This is a genomic window from Silvibacterium bohemicum (assembly GCF_001006305.1).
In the GTDB taxonomy this organism is placed as follows: Bacteria; Acidobacteriota; Terriglobia; order Terriglobales; family Acidobacteriaceae; genus Silvibacterium; species Silvibacterium bohemicum.
This window is the reverse complement of sequence record NZ_LBHJ01000004.1, coordinates 838,120-861,223: the sequence shown is the minus strand read 5'-3', so window position 1 is coordinate 861,223 and position 23,104 is coordinate 838,120. Positions and strand designations below refer to the sequence as shown.

At 57.7% G+C, this 23,104-nt stretch carries 22 protein-coding genes and 3 tRNA genes; 12 read left to right on the top strand and 13 right to left on the bottom strand.

Features of this window, described 5'->3' with window-relative positions:
- The first annotated feature begins 5 nt into the window (after positions 1 to 5).
- From XX99_RS14360 to XX99_RS14350, 3 genes are all read left to right on the top strand, one after another.
- A complete protein-coding gene (locus XX99_RS14360) occupies positions 6 to 335 on the top strand; it encodes an RNA chaperone Hfq (RefSeq protein ID WP_050060037.1) in 330 nt (109 codons plus the stop codon).
- Entirely contained in the window at positions 332 to 1,216 is an 885-nt protein-coding gene (locus tag XX99_RS14355; RefSeq protein WP_050060036.1) for an inositol monophosphatase family protein, read from the top strand. Before XX99_RS14360 ends, XX99_RS14355 begins: the two co-directional genes overlap by 4 nt.
- Before the next feature lie 114 nt (positions 1,217 to 1,330).
- The gene (locus XX99_RS14350; RefSeq protein WP_050060035.1) at positions 1,331 to 2,071 is read left to right on the top strand and encodes an SDR family oxidoreductase; all 741 of its coding nucleotides are present in this window, start codon (positions 1,331 to 1,333) and stop codon (positions 2,069 to 2,071) included.
- 79 nt (positions 2,072 to 2,150) lie between these two features.
- On the opposite strand, the gene XX99_RS14345 is transcribed toward XX99_RS14350, so the two are convergent.
- Positions 2,151 to 4,070, bottom strand: a complete 1,920-nt coding sequence (locus tag XX99_RS14345; RefSeq protein ID WP_050060034.1) for an alpha-L-arabinofuranosidase C-terminal domain-containing protein — start codon at positions 4,068 to 4,070, stop codon at positions 2,151 to 2,153.
- Positions 4,071 to 4,295: 225 nt separating this feature from the next.
- Between XX99_RS14345 and XX99_RS14340 the strand changes: the two genes are divergently transcribed.
- Together XX99_RS14340 and XX99_RS14335 are read left to right on the top strand one after the other, a co-directional pair.
- Positions 4,296 to 4,556, top strand: a complete 261-nt coding sequence (locus tag XX99_RS14340) for a 4Fe-4S dicluster domain-containing protein (RefSeq protein WP_050060033.1) — start codon at positions 4,296 to 4,298, stop codon at positions 4,554 to 4,556.
- A 165-nt stretch (positions 4,557 to 4,721) separates the two neighbouring features.
- The gene (locus XX99_RS14335; RefSeq protein WP_050060032.1) at positions 4,722 to 5,372 is read left to right on the top strand and encodes a pyridoxamine 5'-phosphate oxidase family protein; all 651 of its coding nucleotides are present in this window, start codon (positions 4,722 to 4,724) and stop codon (positions 5,370 to 5,372) included.
- A 115-nt stretch (positions 5,373 to 5,487) separates the two neighbouring features.
- Here XX99_RS14335 and XX99_RS14330 read toward each other — a convergent pair whose 3' ends face one another.
- Positions 5,488 to 6,918, bottom strand: a complete 1,431-nt coding sequence (locus XX99_RS14330) for a glutamine synthetase family protein (protein WP_050060031.1) — start codon at positions 6,916 to 6,918, stop codon at positions 5,488 to 5,490.
- 255 nt (positions 6,919 to 7,173) lie between these two features.
- On the opposite strand from XX99_RS14330, the gene recO reads away from it, so the two are divergent.
- From recO to XX99_RS14310, 4 genes are all read left to right on the top strand, one after another.
- A complete protein-coding gene (gene recO / locus XX99_RS14325) occupies positions 7,174 to 7,917 on the top strand; it encodes a DNA repair protein RecO (protein ID WP_050060030.1) in 744 nt (247 codons plus the stop codon).
- A 134-nt stretch (positions 7,918 to 8,051) separates the two neighbouring features.
- Positions 8,052 to 9,119, top strand: coding sequence for a glycine--tRNA ligase subunit alpha (locus tag XX99_RS14320; protein WP_231581353.1), 1,068 nt, complete (start codon positions 8,052 to 8,054; stop codon positions 9,117 to 9,119).
- A gap of 130 nt (positions 9,120 to 9,249) precedes the next feature.
- Positions 9,250 to 11,343, top strand: coding sequence for a glycine--tRNA ligase subunit beta (glyS, locus tag XX99_RS14315; protein ID WP_050060029.1), 2,094 nt, complete (start codon positions 9,250 to 9,252; stop codon positions 11,341 to 11,343).
- Between the two features lie 119 nt (positions 11,344 to 11,462).
- A complete protein-coding gene (locus XX99_RS14310) occupies positions 11,463 to 12,266 on the top strand; it encodes a HugZ family pyridoxamine 5'-phosphate oxidase (protein WP_050060028.1) in 804 nt (267 codons plus the stop codon).
- Positions 12,267 to 12,282: 16 nt separating this feature from the next.
- Here the strand turns inward: XX99_RS14310 and XX99_RS14305 are convergent, their stop codons facing one another.
- The 6 genes from XX99_RS14305 to XX99_RS14280 all read right to left on the bottom strand — a co-directional run bounded on the left by XX99_RS14305 (position 12,283) and on the right by XX99_RS14280 (position 16,446).
- Entirely contained in the window at positions 12,283 to 13,332 is a 1,050-nt protein-coding gene (locus tag XX99_RS14305; protein WP_050060027.1) for a phytoene/squalene synthase family protein, read from the bottom strand.
- Between the two features lie 120 nt (positions 13,333 to 13,452).
- Positions 13,453 to 13,527 (bottom strand) — tRNA-Cys (locus tag XX99_RS14300).
- Positions 13,528 to 13,625: 98 nt separating this feature from the next.
- Positions 13,626 to 13,700 (bottom strand) — tRNA-Gly (locus tag XX99_RS14295).
- Positions 13,701 to 13,778: 78 nt separating this feature from the next.
- On the bottom strand, positions 13,779 to 14,492 hold the full coding sequence (locus XX99_RS14290) for an ABC transporter ATP-binding protein (RefSeq protein WP_050060026.1): 714 nt from the start codon (positions 14,490 to 14,492) through the stop codon (positions 13,779 to 13,781).
- Between the two features lie 43 nt (positions 14,493 to 14,535).
- Complete coding sequence (locus tag XX99_RS14285; RefSeq protein WP_050060025.1) at positions 14,536 to 15,003, bottom strand: response regulator; 468 nt, start codon at positions 15,001 to 15,003, stop codon at positions 14,536 to 14,538.
- A gap of 525 nt (positions 15,004 to 15,528) precedes the next feature.
- On the bottom strand, positions 15,529 to 16,446 hold the full coding sequence (locus tag XX99_RS14280) for a PhzF family phenazine biosynthesis protein (protein ID WP_050060024.1): 918 nt from the start codon (positions 16,444 to 16,446) through the stop codon (positions 15,529 to 15,531).
- 284 nt (positions 16,447 to 16,730) lie between these two features.
- Between XX99_RS14280 and XX99_RS14275 the strand changes: the two genes are divergently transcribed.
- Both XX99_RS14275 and XX99_RS14270 read left to right on the top strand, forming a co-directional pair.
- Positions 16,731 to 17,387, top strand: coding sequence for a peroxiredoxin (locus tag XX99_RS14275; RefSeq protein WP_050060023.1), 657 nt, complete (start codon positions 16,731 to 16,733; stop codon positions 17,385 to 17,387).
- A 120-nt stretch (positions 17,388 to 17,507) separates the two neighbouring features.
- Positions 17,508 to 17,583, top strand: a tRNA-Cys gene (locus tag XX99_RS14270).
- 196 nt (positions 17,584 to 17,779) lie between these two features.
- On the opposite strand, the gene XX99_RS14265 is transcribed toward XX99_RS14270, so the two are convergent.
- Positions 17,780 to 19,660: a porin gene (locus XX99_RS14265; RefSeq protein ID WP_156185984.1), complete on the bottom strand. Its 1,881-nt coding sequence runs from the start codon at positions 19,658 to 19,660 to the stop codon at positions 17,780 to 17,782.
- A gap of 140 nt (positions 19,661 to 19,800) precedes the next feature.
- Positions 19,801 to 20,016 carry a hypothetical protein gene (locus XX99_RS14260; RefSeq protein ID WP_156185983.1) on the bottom strand — a complete coding sequence of 72 codons (216 nt, stop codon included), beginning with the start codon at positions 20,014 to 20,016 and terminating at the stop codon, positions 19,801 to 19,803.
- 201 nt (positions 20,017 to 20,217) lie between these two features.
- Here XX99_RS14260 and fliG point away from each other — a divergent pair, with 201 nt between their 5' ends.
- Positions 20,218 to 21,240 carry a flagellar motor switch protein FliG gene (gene fliG / locus XX99_RS14250; RefSeq protein WP_231581351.1) on the top strand — a complete coding sequence of 341 codons (1,023 nt, stop codon included), beginning with the start codon at positions 20,218 to 20,220 and terminating at the stop codon, positions 21,238 to 21,240.
- 238 nt (positions 21,241 to 21,478) lie between these two features.
- On the opposite strand, the gene XX99_RS14245 is transcribed toward fliG, so the two are convergent.
- From XX99_RS14245 to XX99_RS14235, 3 genes are read right to left on the bottom strand one after another with little or no spacing between them, the layout of a single operon-like run.
- Positions 21,479 to 21,928 (bottom strand): chemotaxis protein CheX, encoded by a 450-nt coding sequence (locus tag XX99_RS14245; RefSeq protein ID WP_050060018.1) that lies wholly within the window; start codon positions 21,926 to 21,928, stop codon positions 21,479 to 21,481.
- Between the two features lie 49 nt (positions 21,929 to 21,977).
- The gene (locus XX99_RS14240) at positions 21,978 to 22,439 is read right to left on the bottom strand and encodes a hypothetical protein (RefSeq protein WP_050060017.1); all 462 of its coding nucleotides are present in this window, start codon (positions 22,437 to 22,439) and stop codon (positions 21,978 to 21,980) included.
- A gap of 7 nt (positions 22,440 to 22,446) precedes the next feature.
- Positions 22,447 to 22,800 (bottom strand): response regulator, encoded by a 354-nt coding sequence (locus tag XX99_RS14235; RefSeq protein WP_197081888.1) that lies wholly within the window; start codon positions 22,798 to 22,800, stop codon positions 22,447 to 22,449.
- Positions 22,801 to 23,104 lie beyond the last annotated feature (304 nt).

Here is a 23,104-nt window from a genome sequence, read left to right as displayed (position 1 = left end):
AGGCCATGCCGGGACCGTCGCGCAAGCGCCAGAAATCGCCGCCGCCAGGAGAGACAGGACAAGAGGCTCTCTACCTGCGCTTTCTCAGCGACAAGCAGGTGACGGTGAGCGTGAAACTTCGCGATGGCGAAGCGGTCTCCGGATGGATCGAGTATTTCGACGATCGCATGATTCGCCTTACGCGCGAAGGCAAGCCCAATCTCTTCATCTATAAACATCAGATCCGCACCATTACGGAGATCGCGCGCAAGGGCGAAGAGCCGCGCCGCCGCAGCCGCAAAGCAGCGGACGCGCCCATAGCAGCCTCTCCTACGACCATTGAGGAAATCTCTTGAACGCACCTTCCGGCTTCGCCTTCGTTCCGTCTGCTTCCCGCATTGCTATCGAGGCCGGCGCTCTCATTCGCGACTTCTATCATCGCGGAGTCGCAACGGAGTACAAGGGCGACGTCGATCTGGTTACAGAAGCCGATCGCGCCTCGGAAAAGCTCATCGTCCAACGACTGATGGATGTTTTCCCGGAACACGGCGTCTTCGGCGAAGAGGGAACTCGCACGCATCTCGATAAGGAATATCGCTGGTACATCGATCCGCTCGACGGCACCACGAATTTCGCGCACGGTTTTCCGGTCTTTTGCGTCTCTATGGGGCTGGAGCGGCGCGCTTCCACGCTTGCGCCGACAGAAGATGGCGAGATAGTCGCTGGAGTTATTTACGATCCGCTGCGGGATGAGCTTTTCACTGCGGAAAAAGGTAAGGGCGCTTACTTGAATGGCGTGCGCATTCACGCGTCGAAGACTGCCGATCTCGCCGAGGCTCTTCTGGCCACGGGATTCCCTAGCCGCAAACGCCACGAAAATCCAAACATCCACTTTTACCAGGAGTTCACGCTTCGTTCGCACGGCGTACGCCGCGCGGGTTCGGCGGCGATAGACCTGGCCTACACCGCCTGCGGACGCATCGATGCGTATTGGGAGTTCAACCTGAATCCATGGGATACAGCGGCCGGCGCTCTTCTGGTCGCAGAGGCGGGAGGGACAATCACCACCTTCAGTGGCGCTCCTTTCAAGCTGGATAGCCGCGAAGTGCTCGCCACCAATGGACTCCTGCGCGATGAACTTATCGGACTCTTTACGGAGATGTTTGCTGGCAATGAACTGGAGCCGATCCCGACTCCCGCCGAGTTCGCGGCGAAACGGGCGGCACGCGCGTTGTAAATTGCGAAGCATTTCCGAATTAGCTAGCTGGCGAAGCGTGATCTTGATCGCCGCTCGGTTTTGCTGAATCTTCGTTCCCACCTCGTACATCTTTTGCGGAGAGGGAAAGTTCAAATGGCAAACGAAAAGAAAGTCGCGCTGATTACCGGCGCCAATCGTGGAATTGGATTGGAAACAGCCCGTCAGTTGGGTCAGAAGGGTATTACTGTTGTGGTCGCAGCGCGGACTTTGGCCTCTGCCGAAGAAACCGCCTCCAAGCTGAAGGCCGAGGGCATCGATGCATTTCCGGTCAAGCTCGAAGTGACCAGCGATCAGGATCGTAAAGCAGCCGTGAAGACAATTGGCGACAAGTTCGGCAAGCTCGATATTCTCATCAACAACGCCGGCGTAGGATCGCAGACCGATATGTTCGCGCTGACAGTATCCGAGACAACAGAAGAAGAACTGCAGACGGTGTTCGGTACGAATCTCTTCGCTGTTGTCGCCGTCACGCGTGAATTTCTGCCGTTGCTGAAGAAGAGCGATGCCGGTCGCATTGTGAATCTATCCAGCGTTCTGGGATCTCTCACTCTTCATGCGGATCCTAACAGCCCCATCGCCGCCGTCAAGAGTCTTGCCTATGATGCGTCGAAGTCGGCGTTGAATGCGTTTACCATTCACCTCGCTGCAGAGCTGAAAGATACCAAGATCAAGGTGAACTCGGCGCATCCCGGATGGGTCAAGACCGACATGGGCACCGACAAGGCTCCGATGGAAATCGTCGATGGAGCAAAGACCAGTGTCGAACTGGCACTGCTTCCGCAGGATGGCCCCAACGGACGGTTCATTCACCTGGGTCAAGAACTGCCCTGGTAATTAGGGCCTCAAATATTTCAATTCACAATTGGCATAAGACAGCGGGATCGATTTGCAATCGATCCCGCTTTTGTTTTGGTTATTTCGTTTCCAGTCGAATTACCTGAATGGAATAGGGTGGCAGCTCATAAGTGAACTCGCTCGCTGCTCTTTCGAATCGCGACTCGATGGGTACGATGGTCGTGGGCTGGCGAATGGAGTTTGTCGCGGCCAACGTGCCGGCGCGCAGCGTTACCACCTTGGCGATGTTTTTCACATCCGGTGCACCATCGAGGGCGATGGAGACCGGCTTGATGTCGGAAGTAGCGTTCACCAGCTTGATGAAGATTTCGCCAGTATCCGATTTCCGCGTCACCGAGTAGAAGAAGCGCAGATCGTCGCCGGTGGTCGAGGTCTCGGGGATCTCATCGCCGTGGTATTCACCGAAGAGCACCTGCGCATAGTAGCTGGGCGAGCCATAGCTCGATAGCGCGTCGTAGCCGATCAGGTCGCTCTCCCACTGCATGCCGCCCGGATTCACATTGACCAGCAGGGGCGCGTAGCTGGCCATCACGATGATGTCGCTGTTGCGCTCCATGCCTGTCATCCACGCGGCATCTCCAAGGGCTGCGCCGAAATCGGGCGTGGGGCTGCCTTCACGCGTCGCCCATTCTCCGACGAAGATCTTTGGCCCGTTGCGGTCTGTCTTGTCGTAGTGATGAACGTCATCGTAGAACTGCTGCGCGTTGCGGTAGTAGTGATCGTCGATGACATCGGGCTTGATTTCTTTCACCGGTGTTGTGGCAATCAACTGGAGGTTGGGATACTTCGCCTTGATTGCTTTGTAGAACTGCGCGTAGCGGCCGTCATAAGAGCCGGACTTATCAAAGAAATCTTCATTGCCGATTTCGACATAGTTCAGTGCGAAGGGAGCGGGATGCCCATCCTTCACCCGCTCCGCACCCCACTTGGTCGAGGCATCGCCGGTTACATACTCGATCTCGTCCAATGCATCGGCCACGTAAGGATCAAGGTCAGCGCCCGGTTTCACGAACTCCTGCTGCATCGAGTAGCCGGCATAGACAGCCAGCACAGGCTGCATCTGCAGGTCCTCGCACCACTCCAGAAACTCGAGCAATCCAAGTCCGTCGGAAGAGTGATAGCGCCATGGGCTCGGATGGGTCGGGCGATCGACGAGCGGGCCGATGGTCTTCTTCCACTCATACCGTTCGGGAATGTGATCGCCTTCGAGGTAATTGCCGCCCGGGAAGCGCAGGAAGCTGGGCTTCATCGCCGCCATCTTTTCCATTAGATCGATGCGGTTGCCGTTCTCGCGGTCGTGATAGGTGGGAGGAAAGAGCGAGATAAGGCTGAACCAGATGGTTCCCGGATTACCCGCGGAGAAGACTAGATGATTGCTCGAGGAGGGGGCCTGCGCGTTGGCAGTCAGCGTAAAGTCATACTTCTTCCAGTCGGATGAGAGCGCCGTTACCTGAGTGTGGGTGAGCACCGCGCCCGTCTCGTCGCTTACCAGATCGACGCGTACAGGACCGACTGCGGTGTCCGACGCCTTGGCATAGAACGAGCCTTTGTAAGTCGTTCTGGGACGCAGTGGGATGCCCCAGTATCCCTGGTTGGATATTCCCGCCGGATCGTTCGCGGTAGCTTTCTCGATGGTCAACTTCATGCTGTAGGGCAATGCCTGGCTTGGCCCTGTCGTTTTGTCGACGACCATCTCCGCTTTCGACTCGCCGCGCTCCACCAGCCTCCACGAGGGCACGCCATGCCTGTCGCCGAAAAAAGTGCGATTGCGTATCAGCTCCGCATAGAGGCCGCCGTCGTAGGAATAATTGATCTCTTCGGTCATCAGTCCATACAGGGTCGGGCTGGACTTCGCCTTCACCTGCTGCACGTGGACATTGAGAGTGACCGGAGGCGCCGTCTCGGCGAACGCCGGAGCGAGAAATGAAAGGGAGGCAAGAGAGACCGAACAGAAGACCTGGCGGAGAAGCGATGGCATGAACACTCCATGTACTGAGAGAAGGTTGGCGAGTGCCGGGAACGACCAGTAAACGTTATCTTGTAGCGCGCTCTCCGTCAACTGCTTTCGGCCGTCAGTGATTGCAGAGGAGAGCCGCCGCCTTCTTTTCTTGTCACCGATTCTTGAAAGCTTGGCCTTTCGTCTTCACCCCATGATCGCGCTACAATAAACGTGACAACTCACCCGAAGAAGAGGATCTCTCGAATGGCATACGTAATTGCGGAACCCTGCATCGGCACAAAGGACGTGGCTTGCGTCGACGCCTGTCCGGTGGACTGCATCCACCCCAAGAAAGACGAAGCCGGTTTCGGCGAGATTGAGCAGCTTTATATCGATCCCGTAGAGTGCATCGATTGCGGCGCGTGCGTTCCGGTCTGCCCGGTGTCGGCGATCTTCGCCGCCGACGACCTGCCCGAAAAGTGGGCCAGCTTCACAGACAAGAATTCAGCTCACTTCGGCCGCTAAATTTCAAGATAGAAAGCGCCGGGCCCATGGGGGCCGGGCGCTTTTCTTTTTTGCGCCTGAATCCATCTGCTTCATGGGAAGATTGTTGCCTTACGTGAAGTGAAAGTACGGAATTCGCTGGCTCGATCTTCCACTCCCACTGTTCCAGGCAAGCCGGAGGAAGCTATGACGCAAACCGCACCGTCGAAACGCACGCAGGTCGGCCGGCTTCCCAAGCGTGGCGATTATTCGAAGGAGACCATTCATGGCATCCTCGATGCGGCTTTTCTTTGCCACGTAGGCTTCGTTGTCGATGGGCAGCCCTTCGTCATTCCCACCGGCTATGGGCGTGATGGCGAAATCCTCTACATTCATGGCTCGGCAGCGAGCCGGATGCTTCGCAATCTGGAAAAAGGTGTCGATGCCTGCGTGACCGTCACGCTGCTCGACGGCATCGTGCTCGCGCGCGCCGCTTTTCATCACTCCATGAACTACCGCTCGGTGGTGATGCTGGGTACTGCAACACTGGTTGAGGATGCAGAGACGAAGCGCGAGGCGCTGCGCATTATCTCCGAGCAGATCGTGCCCGGCCGGTGGGACGACGTACGGCTGCCCAATGATCAGGAGTTGAAGGCGACGACGGTTCTTGCCTTTCCCATCGACGAGGCCTCGGCCAAGGTTCGCACCGGGCCTCCGGCAGACGATGAGGAAGATTACGGACTGGATATATGGGCGGGAGTTCTGCCGTTGAGCCTTCAGCCCGGAACGCTGATTCCCGATCCGCGCCTGAAGAGCGGGATTGATGTGGTTCCCACATATCGGGTCGGCCTGCAGTAAGACGCGTTCCTTCACTCCTCGTGCAGCAAGATCAGCGGATCGACGGAGAGAGGCTGCCACTCAAATTGAAACGCCCCGGAAACTCCGGGGCGTTTTCATGCTTGCGTGCCGCAGTTTAGAACTGGTTCCAGAGGAACTGGTTGTAAACCTCGTGGTGGAACTGCACCTCGGAGGGCTTCACGAACGTTCCCAGTTGACGCGGGCAGCGATCCGCCGATGCCTGCTTGAGGTCGGCATAACGCGCCTTTACGTCCTCGCCAAGCAGTTTGGTGGTCCAGGGCGCATTGCGGAAGTTCTCGATTGCGGTGTAGATGTTGTCAGGCAGGTACCGCTCCGCCTGGCGAAGGTTGGCGACCGTTGCCGTTTCGCCGTCCAGACCCGACTTGAAGATCGAGTACAGCACCAGGTAAGGATTCGAGTCCGGAGCCACCGAGCGCACTTCCACACGCGACGACTTCTCGTTGCCGATGGGAATGCGGATCATCGAGCCGCGATCGACCGCCGAAGCCTTGATCTGATTCGGCGCCTCGAAGTGAGGATCGAGACGACGGTAGGCGTTCACGCTGGAGTTCAGCAGCAGGCAGATGTCGTTGCCGTGAGTCAGGATGCGGTCGACAAAATCCCAGGCGAACTTCGAGATCTTCTCTTCGCCGTTAGGATCCCAGCAGAGATTCTTGCCGTCTTTGCTGATCGAGACGTTGGTGTGCATGCCGCTGCCGTTCACGCCGACAACCGGCTTGGGCAGGAACGAGGCGGTCATGCCCATGCGGGTTGCCACCTGGCGGCAGATCAGCTTGTAAATCTGGATCTGGTCGGCGGCCGCTACCACTTCGCCGTAACCGTAGTTGATTTCGAACTGCGAGGGGGCGACCTCGGGATGGTCCTTCTCATTCTCGAAGCCCATAGCGCGCTGTAATTCAGCTGCGGTATCGATGAACGAGCGCAGCGGATCGCCGGGCAGCGAATGGTAGTAGCCGCCGGTGTTTACGTAGTCGAAGCGGCCGGTCTGGGGGAAGTTCTTTTCAGCATTGACGCCGGCAAAGAGGAAGCCTTCGATCTCATTGGCCGCGTTCAGCGTGTAGCCGTGCTTTGCGTGCAGGCTATCGGCATAGGTCTTGAGCACGCCGCGCATGTCGCCGGTGTAAGGCGCTCCATTTTTGTCGATCACTTCGCCGAAGACCAGTACCTTGCCGGAGCCGAAGTAGTCGGCCGGCGCGAAGTAGAAGGCGCTCCAGTCGATGCCGAGGCGGAGGTCGCTCTCGCGCTGCGCGGTAAAGCCGCGGATCGACGAGCCGTCGAAGGTGAGATTGTCGTAACTCTTGACCAGGAACTTCTTGTCGTAGTCGAGCATATGCAGCCGGCCTTCGAGATCGCTGAAGAGGACGGTTACGGCCTTGATGCCCTTCTGATCGGTCAGATATTTCAGCCGCTCTTCCTGAATCTTGTCGGCGGCGACGCGCTTCCGGCGCTGGTCCTTCGCCCGTAAGTTCAGTTCTTCCAGCTCTTCATAGGACAACGCCAGGAAATTACGAAGTTCAGTGGACATGCTTCTCCTTCAAATGAGTTTTTGGGCATAGCCATCGCAGGATCTAACAGCTCGCGCACCGGGAGCTGGGGATAGGCCCACAAAATCGAGGGTGGCTCTCACTTTCCAGACTAATCCGCCCATTCGCAAAGGATAAGCGATATAAACAAAAGTGATCGAGACAATGAAAGAGTTTTATCCGGCACGATTGCACCAGCGTGCAGCGGTCCTCGCTTTTCTTAAACCCTAACCCCTGCACCCTATACCCTGTAGTAAGTGATTGCGCATCAAGCCGAAGCCCTGATTCTTCGCACCTGGCCGGTCCATGAGGCCGACCAGATCGTGTCGCTCTTTACCCGCGATCAGGGCAAACTCAAGGGCATTGCCAAGTCGGCGGCCAAGTCGCGGCGGCGCTTCGGCGGTGCGCTCGAGCCCATGACCTACGTGCTCGCGACTTATGTGGAAAAGCCGCGCCAGGAGCTGGTCCGGCTGGACTCCTGCGAGATCCTCGCTTCGCCGCTCTCCGAGCCGGTCGATTACGGACGCGCTGCCGCGCTGGCTTTCTTCGCCGAAATATTGGAAGAGACCCTTCCCGATCACGACCCGCAGGACACCGTCTTTCGTCTCGCGCTGGCGGTCCTCGAGCACACCCGGACAGGGTCTATCTGGCTTCCAGTGACCTATTTCGGTCTCTGGATCCTTCGACTCATGGGCTGGATGCCGGATATCTCTCATTGCACCCTCTGCGGACGGGCTTTTGCCGGAGAACCGGCCTATTTTGAGAGCCAGTCCGACGGCCTGGTCTGTGCTGATCATCGCCATCCCGCCAGCCGCGCGCTCTCACCAGCATCGCTGGCCGTCGCAGAACACATCTTTCGGGCGCCAATTTCCGCCCTGGCCGCCGAAGACTGGCCGCGAAACCGAGCCGCCGACCTGCGCCGATTTACCGCACAGGCGCTCGAACGGCACCTGGAGCGGAGGCTTCGCTCCTCTATCGCCCTAAGCAAACTGGGCGCGTGAGCCGATCAACTCAGCAGAGTCGTACTGGACCTGGCATTTTCGGCGCGAAGGCATCGATGCCGTCAAGCTTGCCCGGCTCAGGAAACTGGCGGCTCACGGTAAAATCTCCAGAGACCTTACCGACGGAAAGCAACGTGTCCTCAACCATTACATCTTCGACCGTTCATGAACGCACCCAGCCTCTGACCTTCCAGCAGCTTCTCTTCCGCCTGCAGACCTTCTGGGCGGACCGGGGATGCGTGCTGCAGCAGCCCTATGATGTCGAAGTGGGCGCGGGCACCATGTCGCCTGACACATTTCTGCGCGTGCTTGGTCCGAAACCGGTCAATATCGCTTACGCCCAGCCTTCGCGGCGTCCGGCCGACGGCCGCTATGGCGAGAACCCGAACCGTCTTTACAAACACACGCAATTCCAGGTGATCCTCAAGCCGCCGCCGTCCGATATTCAGGAGGTCTATCTGGCTTCGCTCGAAGCCGTCGGCATCGACCTCTCCGAGCACGACATCAAGTTCGAGGAAGACAACTGGGAGTCGCCGACATTGGGTGCGTGGGGTATCGGCTGGCAGGTGATGCTGGATGGCCTCGAGGTCACGCAGTTTACTTACTTCCAGCAGTGCGGCGGCCTCGATCTCGATCCCATCAGCGGAGAGATCACGTACGGTCTCGAACGCCTCGCGGCTTTTCTGCAGGATGTCGATTCCATCTACGACATCGTATGGGCGCGCGAACCGAAGACCGGACGCGAGATCACTTACGGCGAGATTCGCCTCGAGGAAGAGCTGCAGTTCTCGGTCTATAACTTCGAGGCTGCGGAGGTCGAAAAGCTTTGGGAGCACCTGCGTCTGTACGAAGCCGAATGCCAGGCGCTGATCACCAGCTACAACGACAGCTTTTCGCCCAAGATCGAAAAGCAAGGCGAGCGCAAGGAAAAGATCCACGACCGCGTGGTGCATGATGGCGATGCTCCCGGAGCGGGTGGGAACGAGGATGAGGGTTTTGGGGCGCAGCAGCGCCGCTTTCCCGTTCTAGGAGCTTACGATCTCTGCCTCAAGTGCTCGCATCTTTTCAATTTGCTCGACGCTCGCGGCGCAATTTCGGTGACAGAACGCGTCGGGGTGATCGCACGCATCCGCGCCCTGGCGGTGGGAGTAGCTAAAGCGTATGCGGGACAGCAAAATCAGCTGTTGGCTTCTAGCTCTTAACTTTTAGCCGGAACAGTTAGTCTTGATTTTTTCGAGATGGGCCGGGGATTCGTTTCAATCAACAGTGAGCAGTGGAGCAACAAACGAGCTAGCAGCTAGAGGCTAATAGCTAGAAGCTGAAACTAAAAACATGCCAGACTTTCTCTTTGAAATCGGACTTGAAGAAATCCCCGCGCGCATGATCGCGCCGGCGCAGATGGAACTTGCCCGCCGCGTCCAAGATGTGCTGACCCGCGAGCGGCTTTTGGAAGCAGGCAGCGAAGTGCACAGCTATTCCACGCCCCGCCGGCTGGCGGTGCTGGTGAAGTCGGTAGCTATTGCCCAATCCGACACCGAAGAATTGCTCACCGGACCGTCGTGGAACATCGCCTTCAAGAATGGCGAGCCTACGCCCGCGGCGCAGGCTTTTGCCAAAAAGGCTGGGGTCGAGCTCAGTGCGCTACAGAAGATCACAACGCCCAAGGGCGAATATGTCTCCGCGACCGCCCAGCGCAAGGGGCGCAGCGCGACAGAGATTCTTGCCGAGCAGCTGCCCAAGGAGCTTGCGGCCCTCTATTGGCCCAAGAATATGTATTGGCGGCCGGGCAAGCCGGAGCGCTTTGTGCGGCCGGTCAAGTGGCTGGTTGCGCTGCTCGATCACGCCATCGTGCCGGTGGAATTCGCCGGCGTTCGCGCTGCCAACATCACCTATGGGCACCGTATTCTCCACGGCAGCGAGTCTGTCACCATCGAGCACGCCGCCGACTATCTCGGACAGCTGGAAGCTGCGCACGTCACCGCCGATGTCGAACTGCGCCGCCATCGTATCCGCAAGGCGCTCGATGCAGCGGTGCGGTCGGTTGCCGGCGCACGCTGGCGGGAAGATCATCCTCTGGTCGATACGGTGACTCACCTCACCGAATGGCCTGCGGTCATCCTCGGCAGCTTCGAGCCTGAATACCTCACCCTGCCCGAAGAAGTTCTGGTCATGGTCATGCGGGACCACCAGAAATACTTTGCGGTTGAAGATGCAAGCCACAAGCTCGCGCCCTACTTCCTGACCGTGCTCAACACGCAGCCCGAAGAACACGGCGATGAGATTATCCGCCATGGCAACGAGCGCGTGCTGCGAGCGAGATTCAACGATGCGCGATTCTTCTGGGATGTGGACCAGAAAATTCCGCTGACTGCCCGCGTCGAAATGCTCAAGTCGGTGACCTTCCAGAAAGATTTGGGAAGCTATCACGACAAGACCGCAGCAACTCTTCGCATTGCCGAAAAGCTGGCCGGGATCCTGAGCGAGAAGGGCGCGAGGATCGACACAGGAGCGCTGCTCGAAGCAACAAAGCTCGCCAAGGCCGACCTGACCGCCGAGCTGGTGAAGGAGTTTACCGAGCTGCAAGGCATCGTAGGCGGCCTCTATGCGCGAGCGCAGGGTCTCGGCGAGAGCGTCGCCCAAGCCATCTATTGGCAATACTCGCCGGCCGGCATCGAAGACCCGATTCCTCCTACGGCCGAAGGCCAGCTTCTCGGAATCGCTGATCGCTTCCAGACCATTAGCGCGATGTTTGGTATCGGCCTCGAACCGACCGGATCGAAAGACCCGTTCGGCTTGCGCCGGGCTGCAAACGGAATCGTGAAGATCCTTGCGGAGTCCGGTCTGCCGCTCACGTTGTGGGATCTGACGGAGGCTGCGCCTCGCGGCCCGGCAACGGCGGAAAAAATCCCGGCCTTCTTCCGCGAACGCGTGGAGTTTTATCTGCGCGATGTCCGCGGCTTTGCTTACGACGTAGTCAACGCGGTGCTCGCTGCGGGACACAACGATATTCGCGATGCTATCGCTCGCGCCGAGGCGCTGAGCGCGGTGCGGGGAGCGGATGATTTTATCGCGATTGCCGCGGCATTCAAGCGGATGAAGAACATTCTTCGGCAGGCGCAGGAGAAAAACCTGCTGCAGTCAGAACCTAACTACGACGACTCAAGTCTGACAGACCTAGCCGAGATTAATTTGCGGACCAGAGCAGGACAGGTTGGTAAGGACTTCCATATTTTGCAGCGGACCCATAAATATCGCGAGGCGTTAGAACTTATTGCAACTCTACGCCCCGATGTCGATCAATTCTTTGACAAAGTCATGGTCATGGTTGAGGACGAAGCGATTCGAAATGCTCGTTTGGCCCTCATCTTGCGGGTTCAAAGGGCATTCTCGTCGATCGCCGATTTCTCGGAAATCGTGACCGCCTGATATCGCTGCCTGAAGAGTCGCGCGGAGTTACTAAATCCAATCGACGAAAGTACAGCAGCCGGTGAAAATCTGCGCCGGCTGCGATGCGCGGTAGGATGGGGAGGAGAGATGACCCTTCTATGACCTCTACTGAGACTACCGCCGCTTCTCGCCGCCACGCGTATACAGGACCCGATCTGCCCCAGCTTCCGGAGCCGACCTATGCGGAGCGTGTTCGAACGCTGATCGCGCTGACGTCGATCGCAACGCTATCGACAATGTCGCGGAAACGGCCCGGCTATCCGTTTGGTTCGCTGATGCCATTCGCACTCGATCTTGAAGGGCGTCCGCTCTTCCTGATCAGCTCCATGGCAATGCACACCCAGAATTTGAAGAGCGAGCCGCGAGCCAGTTTGTTTATCGGACAGGCTGCCGACGGCGATCCGCTTGGCGCTGCCCGCGCCACTCTGGTCGGCGACGTTGAGCCGGTCCCAGAGGCTGAAGTTTTTTCCGTGCGTGAGCAGTATTTAGCCAGGTATGAGAACAGCCGCTCGTGGGTTGATTTCGACGATTTCAGTTTCTATCGCCTTCAGCCATTGGATATCTACTATGTCGGCGGTTTCGGGGTGATGGGCTGGGTCTCAGCCGATGACTACAAGCTGGCGAAGCCGGATCCGCTTGCCGAGGCGGCGCCAGGCATCCTGGCCCACATGAACGCAGACCATGTTCCGGCCATGATTCTTCTCGCCCGAACGCATGCCGGCCATGAAGCGAGCGAGGCTGCGATGACCGCGGTCGATCGTCTTGGATTTTTCCTGAAACTGAAAACCGCCGAGGGGATGAAGGGGGTTCGCATCAACTACATTCGCGAAGTCTCAAACGCTCAGGAGACGCGGAAAGTGTTGGTCGAAATGGTTCAAGCAGCGGGTGTGACAACGAAGTAGCCAAAGACCCGCTTGATCAGGCTTTCATGCCTGCTTCAATTTTTGCGACCAGCCCCACAGCCCATCTCCGCAGCAGCGTGTTGGAAGTCACGATGGGCAGGGACAATGCCAGGATGCGGTACACATCGCCGCGCCGTATCTTCGAGGGGTGCGCCGGATCGAGCCAGCGATCGTTGGACGCGAGGAGCAACAGCGTCTCCAGCCCGATCAAGATCGGCCACAGGCAGGCCAGGCGAAGCCGGATAGAGAAGGCGGGCAGTGAGAGCGTGTAGTCGATGCCTTCGCGATAGTGATCGAGGGCCTTGCCGATAAGCTCGAACAGTACCGGCCGCGAACGCAACGATGTTTCAGGCAGCAAGAGGTCTTGCGGGCTCAGGTCGAATCGAGCGAGCATCGTGGCCGGCAGATAGCAGCGGCCGATGCGCAGATCCTTTGGGCAGTCCCGCAGAACGTTCGTCATCTGCAATGCTTTCCCGAACCGGACGCCGCGCTCCAGCACCAGTTCTTGCGGGTCACTGAAACTCCCTGGGGCATACGCGTAGGTCATCTTCGTCCAGAACTCTCCGACGCATCCCGCAACCAGGTAAGTGTATCGATCAAGCTCGGCGAATTCCTGAAGTGCGGCCATCTGCCCGGAGGATTCGGAGGGAAATGTGCGCAGATCGAACTCCATCCCCTCGGTGATCGTGGTGACAATGTCGCGCACCGCCTCCCGGTCTGGCTCGCTCAATTGGGATAAAACCTCAAACGCGGGACCAAGAGACTCGAGCAGAAGCTTTTCGTCCAAATCCTTTTGCTGGCTGGCCACTTCCAGCTTCATGCGTTGCAGCGCGTCTTCATCGGGGAGACCATTCACCTGGCTGCGGAGGGACAGCAGCAGGTCCATTCGCTTCTCTGGGGTGATCAGCGATGTGTCGGCGATGGTGTCCGCAGCCCGGGCCAGGAGGTACGCCAGACCAACCGGACCACGCATTCCGACGGGCAGCACCCTTAGGGTGAGATAGAAAGAGCGCGAAACACTTTTAAGAAGGGGACCGAGAAGGAGGTTTCTACTGGGGGCGGACATGAAATTTCGCTATCGATTTCTGTTCATTCTATTCGCAGCGTTTTCGATCAGCAGAGACGATCAATGATAGCTGGCGCGGTTTCATCAACCAGTTGTTCTGTGGATTCACCGTAGAAGAATTGGAGGCGCGGGTCGGAATCGAACCGACGCATAAAGGTTTTGCAGACCTCTCCCTTACCGCTTGGGTACCGCGCCCCTGGACAGCGAAAGCCAACTGGTAATCCTACGTCGGGAGGCGTGAAAATGACAGCTTCGGTGTTCGCCCTTGGAATGACGACCGGGTCCGTGCTGATTGGAGCGGGAGACGGGACTTGAACCCGCGACCCTCGCCTTGGCAAGGCGATGCTCTACCACTGAGCTACTCCCGCTTGGTTCTTTTTAAGTATATCGGTGTGGCGCGCGTAAGGTCAACGCGGCCTCCCCAATAACTTATTGCAGATAACCGATTAGATCGTCGCGTGAACCACGCGGCCCAATCCCGCCTCGATTCCCGTAATCTTTCCGTCGCGCATGCGCAGGATCCGATCCGCGATGGATGCCGCTTCCGGATTGTGCGTGATCATCAACACCGTCTGCTTGAATTCGCGATTGCTGCGCTGCAACATCTCGAGCACGGCATCGGAGCTGGCCGTGTCCAGGTTGCCGGTGGGCTCATCGGCCAGAATGATGGCTGGCCGCGTAACCAGCGCCCGCGCAATCGCAACCCGCTGCTGCTGACCGCCGGAGAGCTCCGACGGACGGTGATCGAGCCGGTCGGTGATGCCCAGCATGTCTGTCAGATGCGCCAGATGGCCTTTATCCAAAGGCTCGGAGCGTCCCGAGATGCCATAGGCGATCTCGATATTCTGCCGTGCCGTCAGCGTGGGCAGCAGGTTGAACTTCTGGAAGATGAAGCCGATCTTAGACTTCCGCATTTCGGTGCGCTCACCGTCATTGAGCGTGGCGAAGTCGACGCCATCGATGATCATCTTGCCGGATGTGGCGCGCGTCAGCCCGCCGAGTAAATAAAACAATGTGGATTTGCCGCTGCCCGAAGGACCGACGATGCTTACAAATTCGCCGGGATCCACGGTAAACGTGGCGTCCTGGAGTGCCGGAACCTCGATCTTTCCCGAGCGGTAGGTCTTGCCAAGATGTTCGGCGCGAATGATGGGCTGCACTGGCCTATTGTAAATGCGGCGCAGCCCTGAGGGTGGCGGCTGTTTAGGAAGCAAGCGCAGGCTGAATGGAGCCGGCGAAGATGGCGTCCTGGCCATGGCTGGGAACGGGCAGCATCCCCGGCCGCACCACCACGGCTTTCTTGGGGCCGCGTTTGCGGGCGATCATGACGCGGATGCGCTCCAGCATTTCGACCGGCGAGCAGGCGCCTTTGGGCAGGAAGGCGTCCGCGCGGTTGGCGCGCTCAAAGGCTTTGACCGTACCGCTGACCAGCATCATGGGTACTTCGGGTGAGATGTCCTTCATGCGGCGGACCATTTCATTGCCGTCCATCTGCGGCATCAGCAGATCGCTTACGACCAAATCGATTCCGCCATTGCGGAAGATATCCAGGCCGTCGTGGGCAGAGTTGGCGGTGAGTACGCGGTAACCGCGGGTTTCGAGCAGAAATTTACGGACGGCAAGGGCTTGTTCATTGTCATCGACGCAAAGGATTGTTTTTTTAGGTCTCATTCTTTTCCTTGGCTGCCTCGCATTGCACGCAAGGCTATCAATGTGCAGGCACACTTCGAGTAAGTGCCCCCGCAGAGGGTTTCGGTGGCCGCACCCTGACCCCTTTTGGAAAAATGAGGCTCCCTGCCACGCTCGTTGCGGCATCATGAGAATCATGGTGCCGCGCGAAAGCACGGGGCCGCATATCCGTAGGGATCAGGATGCGGAGAGCAGAGAGATGCCGCGTGTTTGCCTGCGCCTGACCGCTGCTTGCGCGCTTCTCGGTGTGCTTCCCGGAACATGGCAGGCAGCGGTCGGCGCACACGTTGCACGCTCCCGCTCTAGGTCAAGTTGTAGGTCAGTCGGCGAAAGTTGTGTTCCGTTTTTCTGGAACGCTTGCCAAGAGTACGAAGGGCGGTACGGCGTGTAAATAGGGAATATCAGGCGAAGAAGGGGATGACTTTCGTGTGCACATTCCACCGCAAATGGGCTTCCTGTGATGAACACTGGCGTTTCCACGCATCCGGCTTGTTGAAACCATGTGAATCACTCAAGGAAAAAGCGTCCCTTTGCAACTAGAACAGTGCTGCCGCCTACGTGAACTTCGCCAACTTTCCCGTCGAGCAAATTCGCGGTTGCGTAAATATCGCTGGCGCGATGAATCTCGATGCCCTGTTGCAGGTGCACTTCCTCGCCGGCAGGCACGACTCCATGCTGCACCAGATAAGAAATTGCGCATCCCGCCGCCGATCCCGTAGCCGGATCTTCGCCGTTATAGAACTGCATCCGCGCACGCCATCGTCCGGGAGCCTCTGCAGCAAGGGCGTAAAAGAATTTCGCGTGCGGCCCCTGCGCGTCGCTGTTCTCTGCGCGCTGAAAATATTCTTCACTGGCCGCTCCCTGCAATCGCATGCGGGTTAATGCCTCGACCGATCGAAGCACTACAACGCAGAAGGGAAGACCCGTTGACACTGTCTGTGGAGTGCGGTCTGGCTCCAGATCCTCCTTGCGAAGCCCGAGCAAAGGAGCGATCTCGGCCGCGTCATGCAATCTGCCGAAGACCGGCTGGGGCTGCGTCATCCGGCCGAACGCGGCAGTAACGGTGCTCTTTTCGGGATGGAAAACCACCGGCACCTGGCCAGCCTTCAGGTCGAGGACAATCTTCCCCGCTCCCTGAAACTCCGGAAAGAGCGAGCGAATGGTGGCAGCCGTGCCCAACGTGGGATGTCCAGCGAAGGGAAGCTCCTCCTCGGTTGTGAAGATGCGCACCCGCACCCCGCGCTCGCTTTCTGTCGCTGCGTCGCGGCGGCAGAGGAACGTTGTCTCGGAAAGGTTTGTCTCGCGCGCCAGGGCCTGCATCTCGGCATCTGAGAGATTGCCGGCATCGAGGAAAACGGCGAGTTGATTGCCCTCAAGTCTCCTGGCGGTGAATACGTCGCAGAGTTGATATTCAAATTCACGCATACGGCTGAAATTGACACCACTCCTTTCAGGTTCTATTCTCGGATATTAGAAGGGCTTTAGCATCCGCTGCTTCGCCGAATTACCACTATGACCCGATTTGCTCTAACCCGCGCGTGTCTGTGCTGCTGCTGTCGTTGCCGCACTATGCCGGGGTGCCTCTAGAGCAAAAGTAAATCCTTAAGCTCATACGCCCGCCGGCATAAAACATGCTCTGGCGGGTTTTTACTTTTACCAAGGCTTTTTAATCCAGAACGATTCGGATTCACCGAAAAGGCGAGAGAGACATGTCACTGCGCATCAACGATATCGCACCGGACTTCACTGCTGAAACTACCCATGGCACCATCCACTTTCACGAGTGGATCGGCGACAACTGGGCTGTCCTCTTTTCCCATCCCAAGGACTTTACGCCGGTCTGCACCACAGAGCTGGGAGCAGTCGCTGGTCTTGAAAAACAGTTTGCCGAGCGCGGCGCGAAGGTCATCGGTCTCAGCGTTGACCCGGTCACCAACCATGAGAAGTGGGCTACCGACATCCAGGACGTAGGCGGATATGCAGTGAATTATCCCCTGATCGGCGATCCCGAGCTTAAGATTGCCAAGCTTTATGACATGCTGGCTGCCGACGCAGGAGAGACCTCTGAGGGCCGTACGCCGGCCAACAATGCGCCCGTGCGCACCGTCTTCGTCATCGGCCCCGACAAGCGCATCAAGCTGACCTTGGCCTATCCCATGACGACCGGCCGCAACTTCGACGAGATCATCCGCGTACTCGACTCCATTCAACTCACCAGCAAGCACAAGGTAGCCACCCCGGCGAACTGGAAGCAGGGCGACGACGTAATCATCACCGGAGCCGTCTCCAACGAAGAAGCGGACAAGATCTTCCCCGGCTACAAGACGGTGAAGCCTTATCTGCGTACCACGACGCAGCCGAAGTAAGTTATCCTTCGGAAGCATCAGAGTGGAAAGTGATTCGGATCCCACGTCTGAGTTCTCAGACGTGGGAAAGCCTAAGTTCTCCGCTCGCCAGGACAAAGAAGCAAGACAGATTGACCATGGGCACCGGTGGCGAAGTGGCTAACGCGCTGGTCTGCAAAACCAGTATTCGCGGGTTCAATTCCCGCCCGGTGCTCCAAAATCCTCGAAACCTGATTCCAGGTTTGGGTTCCCTGAAATATTTGATGAGCAGCTGAGAATGGCTTGCAAGGTCGAGCAGGCGGATCTTCTCGTGGTGCAATGGTAAAGGGCCTGTGCCCCTTTTTATGAGGACACAGGCCCTTGGTTTGTTGTTGAAGTTCAAGTGGAGATTCGTAGCGCGGTTGGAGAATTGTTTAGAAGCGCTTCTCCATGCCTACGGAAACCCCCTTCAGGCGACCGCCGGCCCACAAGTGCGGGTCGGAGAACTCGTTGCCCACCGCGTCGAAAGCGTCATGGCCATCCGTCTTGACGCCGTGACCGCCGGCTCCTAAGTCATAGTGCGCGAACTGATCGTTGAAGGTTGCGGCCCAGTTGGTATAAGCCGTGAGGCCATCGCCAATCCGGTGCCGGTAGACCGCCGTATACATGTCGGACTTGTTGTTTACGCCGCGGCCTCCGTACAGATCGCCTGCGAAACCAAGCGGCGCCTGAACGAAGGAAGAGTTGTGTTGCCCGGGATCGCCCGGCGTCCGGTAGGCAGCGGCCCAGCCGATGGACAAACTGTCGGCGGAGCTGAGAGCTTGCGTGAACGCGAGCCAGCTGCCCAGGCGCTGCCGCTCATTCTGAAATTCCAGATAGTACGGCACGTACCGGTGCAGTGTTTCGACTTCCGCGCTGACCACGGTCTTCTTGTTAAAGAACCCATACTGTATGCCTACTTTACCTGCGTCTTCGTCAGCTACATCTGCGTTGTAGTAGGAAATCGGCACATTGTAAGAGTTGTAATTGACAGGTCCGGTATAGTCGGCCGGCACGGGTGTGGCGTACAACGCGGTGAGATCGCTTTGCCGGTTGACCTTCATGTGACGTTCGTATGCTGCGGTAATGTAAAGAGGCTCTTTGGTGTACGACACACTGGCGCTGACGGCGTCGCTCCAGCTGCCGTCGTTGCAAGCATCGGGTAGATCGGCGCCATCTCCAGGATTATCGCCGCCGGTGCAATCGGGTTCGCCCGCGGCAAGATTGTCGCTATCGTTGGAGCGATTTTGCCCCGGCGAAAAGAGAATGTTGAACTCGTAGCCGTGGAGATTCGGCGAGGAGTACCAGAGGGAGTGATCCAACCGCGTGCCGAACTCAACGCGATTGTCACCACCCGTGTTGCCCATAATCACAGCGTTGTCGCCTTCCATGCCGACGAAGGGATTCAGGCGTGCGGTGGACTGTTTGTAGGGTGCGTCTGATTTGCCGAACAGGAAGGCGCCCCATCTCTTATCGCCTAAGCCGATATAACTGTTGCGGGTGAACAGGGTGCCCTGGACCGTATTCTGCTCTTCGCTATTACTTTGCTGAATGCCGGGCGCGGCTGAGATCTCTATCTGGGTTTCCAGTTGATAGATGAAGTTCAGGTTGTTGATGCCGGTAGCCTGCGTGCCACGTACGCCGACAAAAGACAAGTTGGTTGAAAGATCTTCTAACCAACCCATGTTGCCGACGGGACCCAGACCATTGGAATCTCGCAGTCCGCCGATGCCCTTGGTCACCACATCGAACGAGACGTCGAGGTTGCCGTAAGCGGTGATTTCTCCACCGTGTGTGTAGAAGCTCAAGTCTCTGCCCGGCTTGCGCTCAAACCACCGATGCTGAGCCTGCTCTGCTGTTGTGGGCTGGTTTTCTCCGATGGTCTGATTGGCAACAGCTGTGGGATACACTCCGGCGCTGGAAGGTGTTGTCGATCCGGGATTCGTGTCGGGCGCAACACGCGGAGGCGCTACCTGAGCTGTAGCCGGCTCCTGGGGAGCTGCCGCAGGCTGGTTTACTGCCGGTGCAGCTGCTGGAACGGAGGGAGCTGCCGCTACTACTGAGGCGGAGGGCTTGCCTTGCATCGCATTTAACTGTGCTTGCACTGCGGCTAAGGCTCGCTCCAAGCGATCGATGCGGTCCAGGAGCGCCTTCTTATCGTCAGTACTGCTTCCCTGATCCTGCGCGAGTGCGCTGCTTGGCGCATTCAATGCCAAGAGCAGGACGAGGACAATTGCAACAAAACGACATTGACAACCAATTACCTTCGGTGGCATTTATCACTCCATTTACGATGTCTACCCGCTTCTCGAGCCAATGCAACCAAGCCGCCAGGTATCCCGGCATATATCGGCAGAAAGAATTGAAGAAGACAGCTTCCTTCGTATCGAATTCCAATGACAAAACTCCGCAGAGCCTAAGTCGTTACTAAGTCGAGGAATGCGCTGGCAGAGATTAACCGGGAGGCGAGATCCTCTAGAAGCCCGCCTCTTTTCTGCCGATAGAGAGCCAACGATCCGACCTCCTTGGCGGCAAATTCTTCGGATCGCAACAGGGCATATGCGGGCATCTGCATGTGCTTTTCCCCAGGGATGAACATGTCTTCAATCGTTGAAAATCCGACCTTTTTCATAGCAGCGCTCGATGGCCTTCTCACGGAAGGGAAGCCGATTCGCGTGCGCATTAAGAGCTCCGAGACGGCCATGGAATCACAGTCGATGGAAGAGATCCGACGGAGATTGCCGCGACCGGCGAAGAGCGTAGTTGGATTCAGTCAGCAGAAGCATGTCGGCGCCGCGGATGTCGTCCTGGCGCGTTCCCGAAAGGACCCATCGTGAGCTCTCTCGATCATCCAGCCCTGAGCGGCACGCGTAAGGCCGCGATTCTGCTGTCGCTACTCGAAGAAGAGTCGGCGGCTACGATTCTGCGCAATCTTCCTGACGAAGACCTGCAGCGAATCACCGGCGAGGTTGCCAACCTCGGCCATGTGCCGTTCGAGGTAACGCTCGAAGTCCTTGAGGAGTTCCATCAGATGATGACTGCTCAGGATTTCATTGCTCTGGGCGGACACGACGTCGCCAGCCGGTTATTGGTGAAGGCCTTCGGAGAGAGCAGCGCTCTCAGCATGATGCAGCGATTGACGCGAGCGGACGAGATGAGTTCGCTCAAGATGGACTCGCTGAAGAAAGCAGATCCACAGCAGCTGGCAAGATTTTTGGTGGGCGAGCACTCGCAGACCAAGGCCCTGATCCTCGGGCATCTCGATGCTAAGCAGGCTTCGGCACTGTTGATGAGATTGGAGCCTGAAGCGCGCGCAGAATGCGTGAGGCGTCTCGCGAACCTGGGTCAATTCTCTCCGGAGATTGTGGGCAAGGTCTCCAGCGTGTTGAATCGCCGCTTGCGTTCGGTGGGTGACCAGAGTAGGCGCGCCGATTTCGGATTCAGGAACGTGGCCGAGCTGATGAACCGGCTCGACACGCTGACCGCGCGCGAGATCCTGGAGACTATCGAGCGAGAGGAGCCGAAGCTGGCCGTCGGCATTCGCGACCTCATGTTTACCTTCGATGATTTCCTCGAGGTTCCAGAGCCGGAACTGCGCGAGATCATGAACCTGATCGACAAGAAGGCTTTGATGATCGCTCTGAAGGGCGCGAGCGAAGACCTGCGGAATCATTTCTATCGCACGATGTCGTCGCGCGCGGTGGAAATGATGAAGGAAGACTCCGAGGTCATGGGTCCGGTTCGAAGCAAAGACGTGGCCAAAGCCCAGACCGAGATCATCGCCGTCGCCCGCAAGCTGGAGTCCGAAGGAAAGATCGTTCTCAAAAGCGAAGGCGAAGACGAGTACGTTCTCTAACGGCGATGCGGCAATCGGTTCGCATCGTCTTCAAATGGCCAGGGCTATACAAGTATGGAAGGCCCTAAGTCCCAGCCCGCGCCTAACCTATGAGTCACGATGGTCGGCGCGAAGCAGCGAATATCTCCACCAAGAATGATGATTGAATTGCTAAAGAAGAGAGCGTGGCTGATGGCCGCGCTCTCTGTATTTTGCAGTGATATTTGCTAATGGATGGATCTGCGAGCGATAAGGCGAATTACTCGATCCAGGCACCGACGAAAAACGTCTCTTCGGCGCATAGCAGGGCGCTCCTGTACTCCGGAGGACATTGCTCACGCGTCGCCGGCGCAAAGATGACCTTTGGCATCGACAAGCGCAAGCTGCTTCCGCGAGCCGCCTTGTAGTGCCCGGCAATGATGTTGACGATCTCCCCGATGGCGTCCTGTACCAGCGTATCGTCGGTCTCCGAATCATCGAGACAGAGCATGATGGAGCTCAACTTCTGCGCGAGTGTAGAGCTGAGCTCCATGATCACTGCGCCCTGGCCGCCGTCTTCAAAGCGAACCATGGCGCTTAAATCGAGCGCCATGGCTGAGTTTTCAGGCACTCCCTGCTCGACTTCGATACCGACGACGCTTTGAAACACGTCGGCCGTTATCTTGTGAAGCATGGCAGAAGAGAGCGTTGCATTGATTTCGTCTGTCATCTCGAGTCCTCAATGACCTCCCGTTCTTTTCGCCGGGTTTTTGAATCGACTACTTGGTCATTATCGAAAATAATCCGCTCACTTCATTTCCAACCGATACTTTGAACTGCGTTTTGATGCCCGGATTTTTCAAGATGCGAACAACGTCGGCATCGCAATAGACCGGATCCTGCGCCATGCTCTTGAGGATGACGCGTTGTTCTTGCGACAGAGCCCTGGAGGCGATGTTCAGCACTTCGTGGATCGCATCGCGAATCACTTCTCCCATGGGATTTTCTTCAGCTCGCGCCATGGCTGTATCGAATGGCAGCCCGACCAATGCGCCACCAAGGGCGCCCAGGAGGGGAAGGTCAGTCTTAACTACGAGAGGCTCATTATCGGGCAGCACGTGATAAGTGACATAGAGCTGCCGGGTCTTGCTGTCGGGAACGGATACCGGAGCGAAGCGAACTTCGCGTCCAACTAAGGAGGTGAGCAGCCGCGACATCGCGACTGGCGTTACGTCGGCCATTGAATTTTTACCTCGCTCCGAGGATGGGAGTCAGCGCATCCTGCACATCTTCCGCGGTGAACGGCTTGGTGATCACAAAGCTGGCGCCGGAGCCTATCGCCGTATCCTTGATTTCAACCGAGGCTTCGGAGGTAATGAATCCGAACGGCACATTGTTCTTTTCCGAGCGTACTTTCCTTAGGAAATCGATGCCCGACATTTCCGGCATATTCCAATCCGAAAGAATGAGCTTCGGCTTCTCGCCGGCAAGTTTCTCCAGCGCTTGAACGCCGTTTTCAGCTTCCCCAATCGACAGGTCTCGATAACCTGCTTGACGTAGAGCGCGCTGCACCAGCAGTCGCATTGTTTTGCTGTCGTCCACCAAGAGGATATCCATCAGCCATTCCTTCCTTCACCCTTCAAATAGGCCCTCGTTCGTACACGTCGCGAGGGCGTCGCGCGGTGTTGCCTCTATCGGCGAGTTGGCAAGAAATTTCCAGTCTTCACCCGGCCGGACGGTGTGCTGCTCAAAGCGCGTTTTAAAGAGCGGGGAAAGGCCGATTTCCTGTCTGACTCTAGAATGGCGGCCTGCAACTGCCGATTAGTTGCATACACCACCAGACATCTCAGCACGCACGCGCTTTCGCCGCGGATGGGATCGAGGTCGCTCAAGCGAGGACGGACAC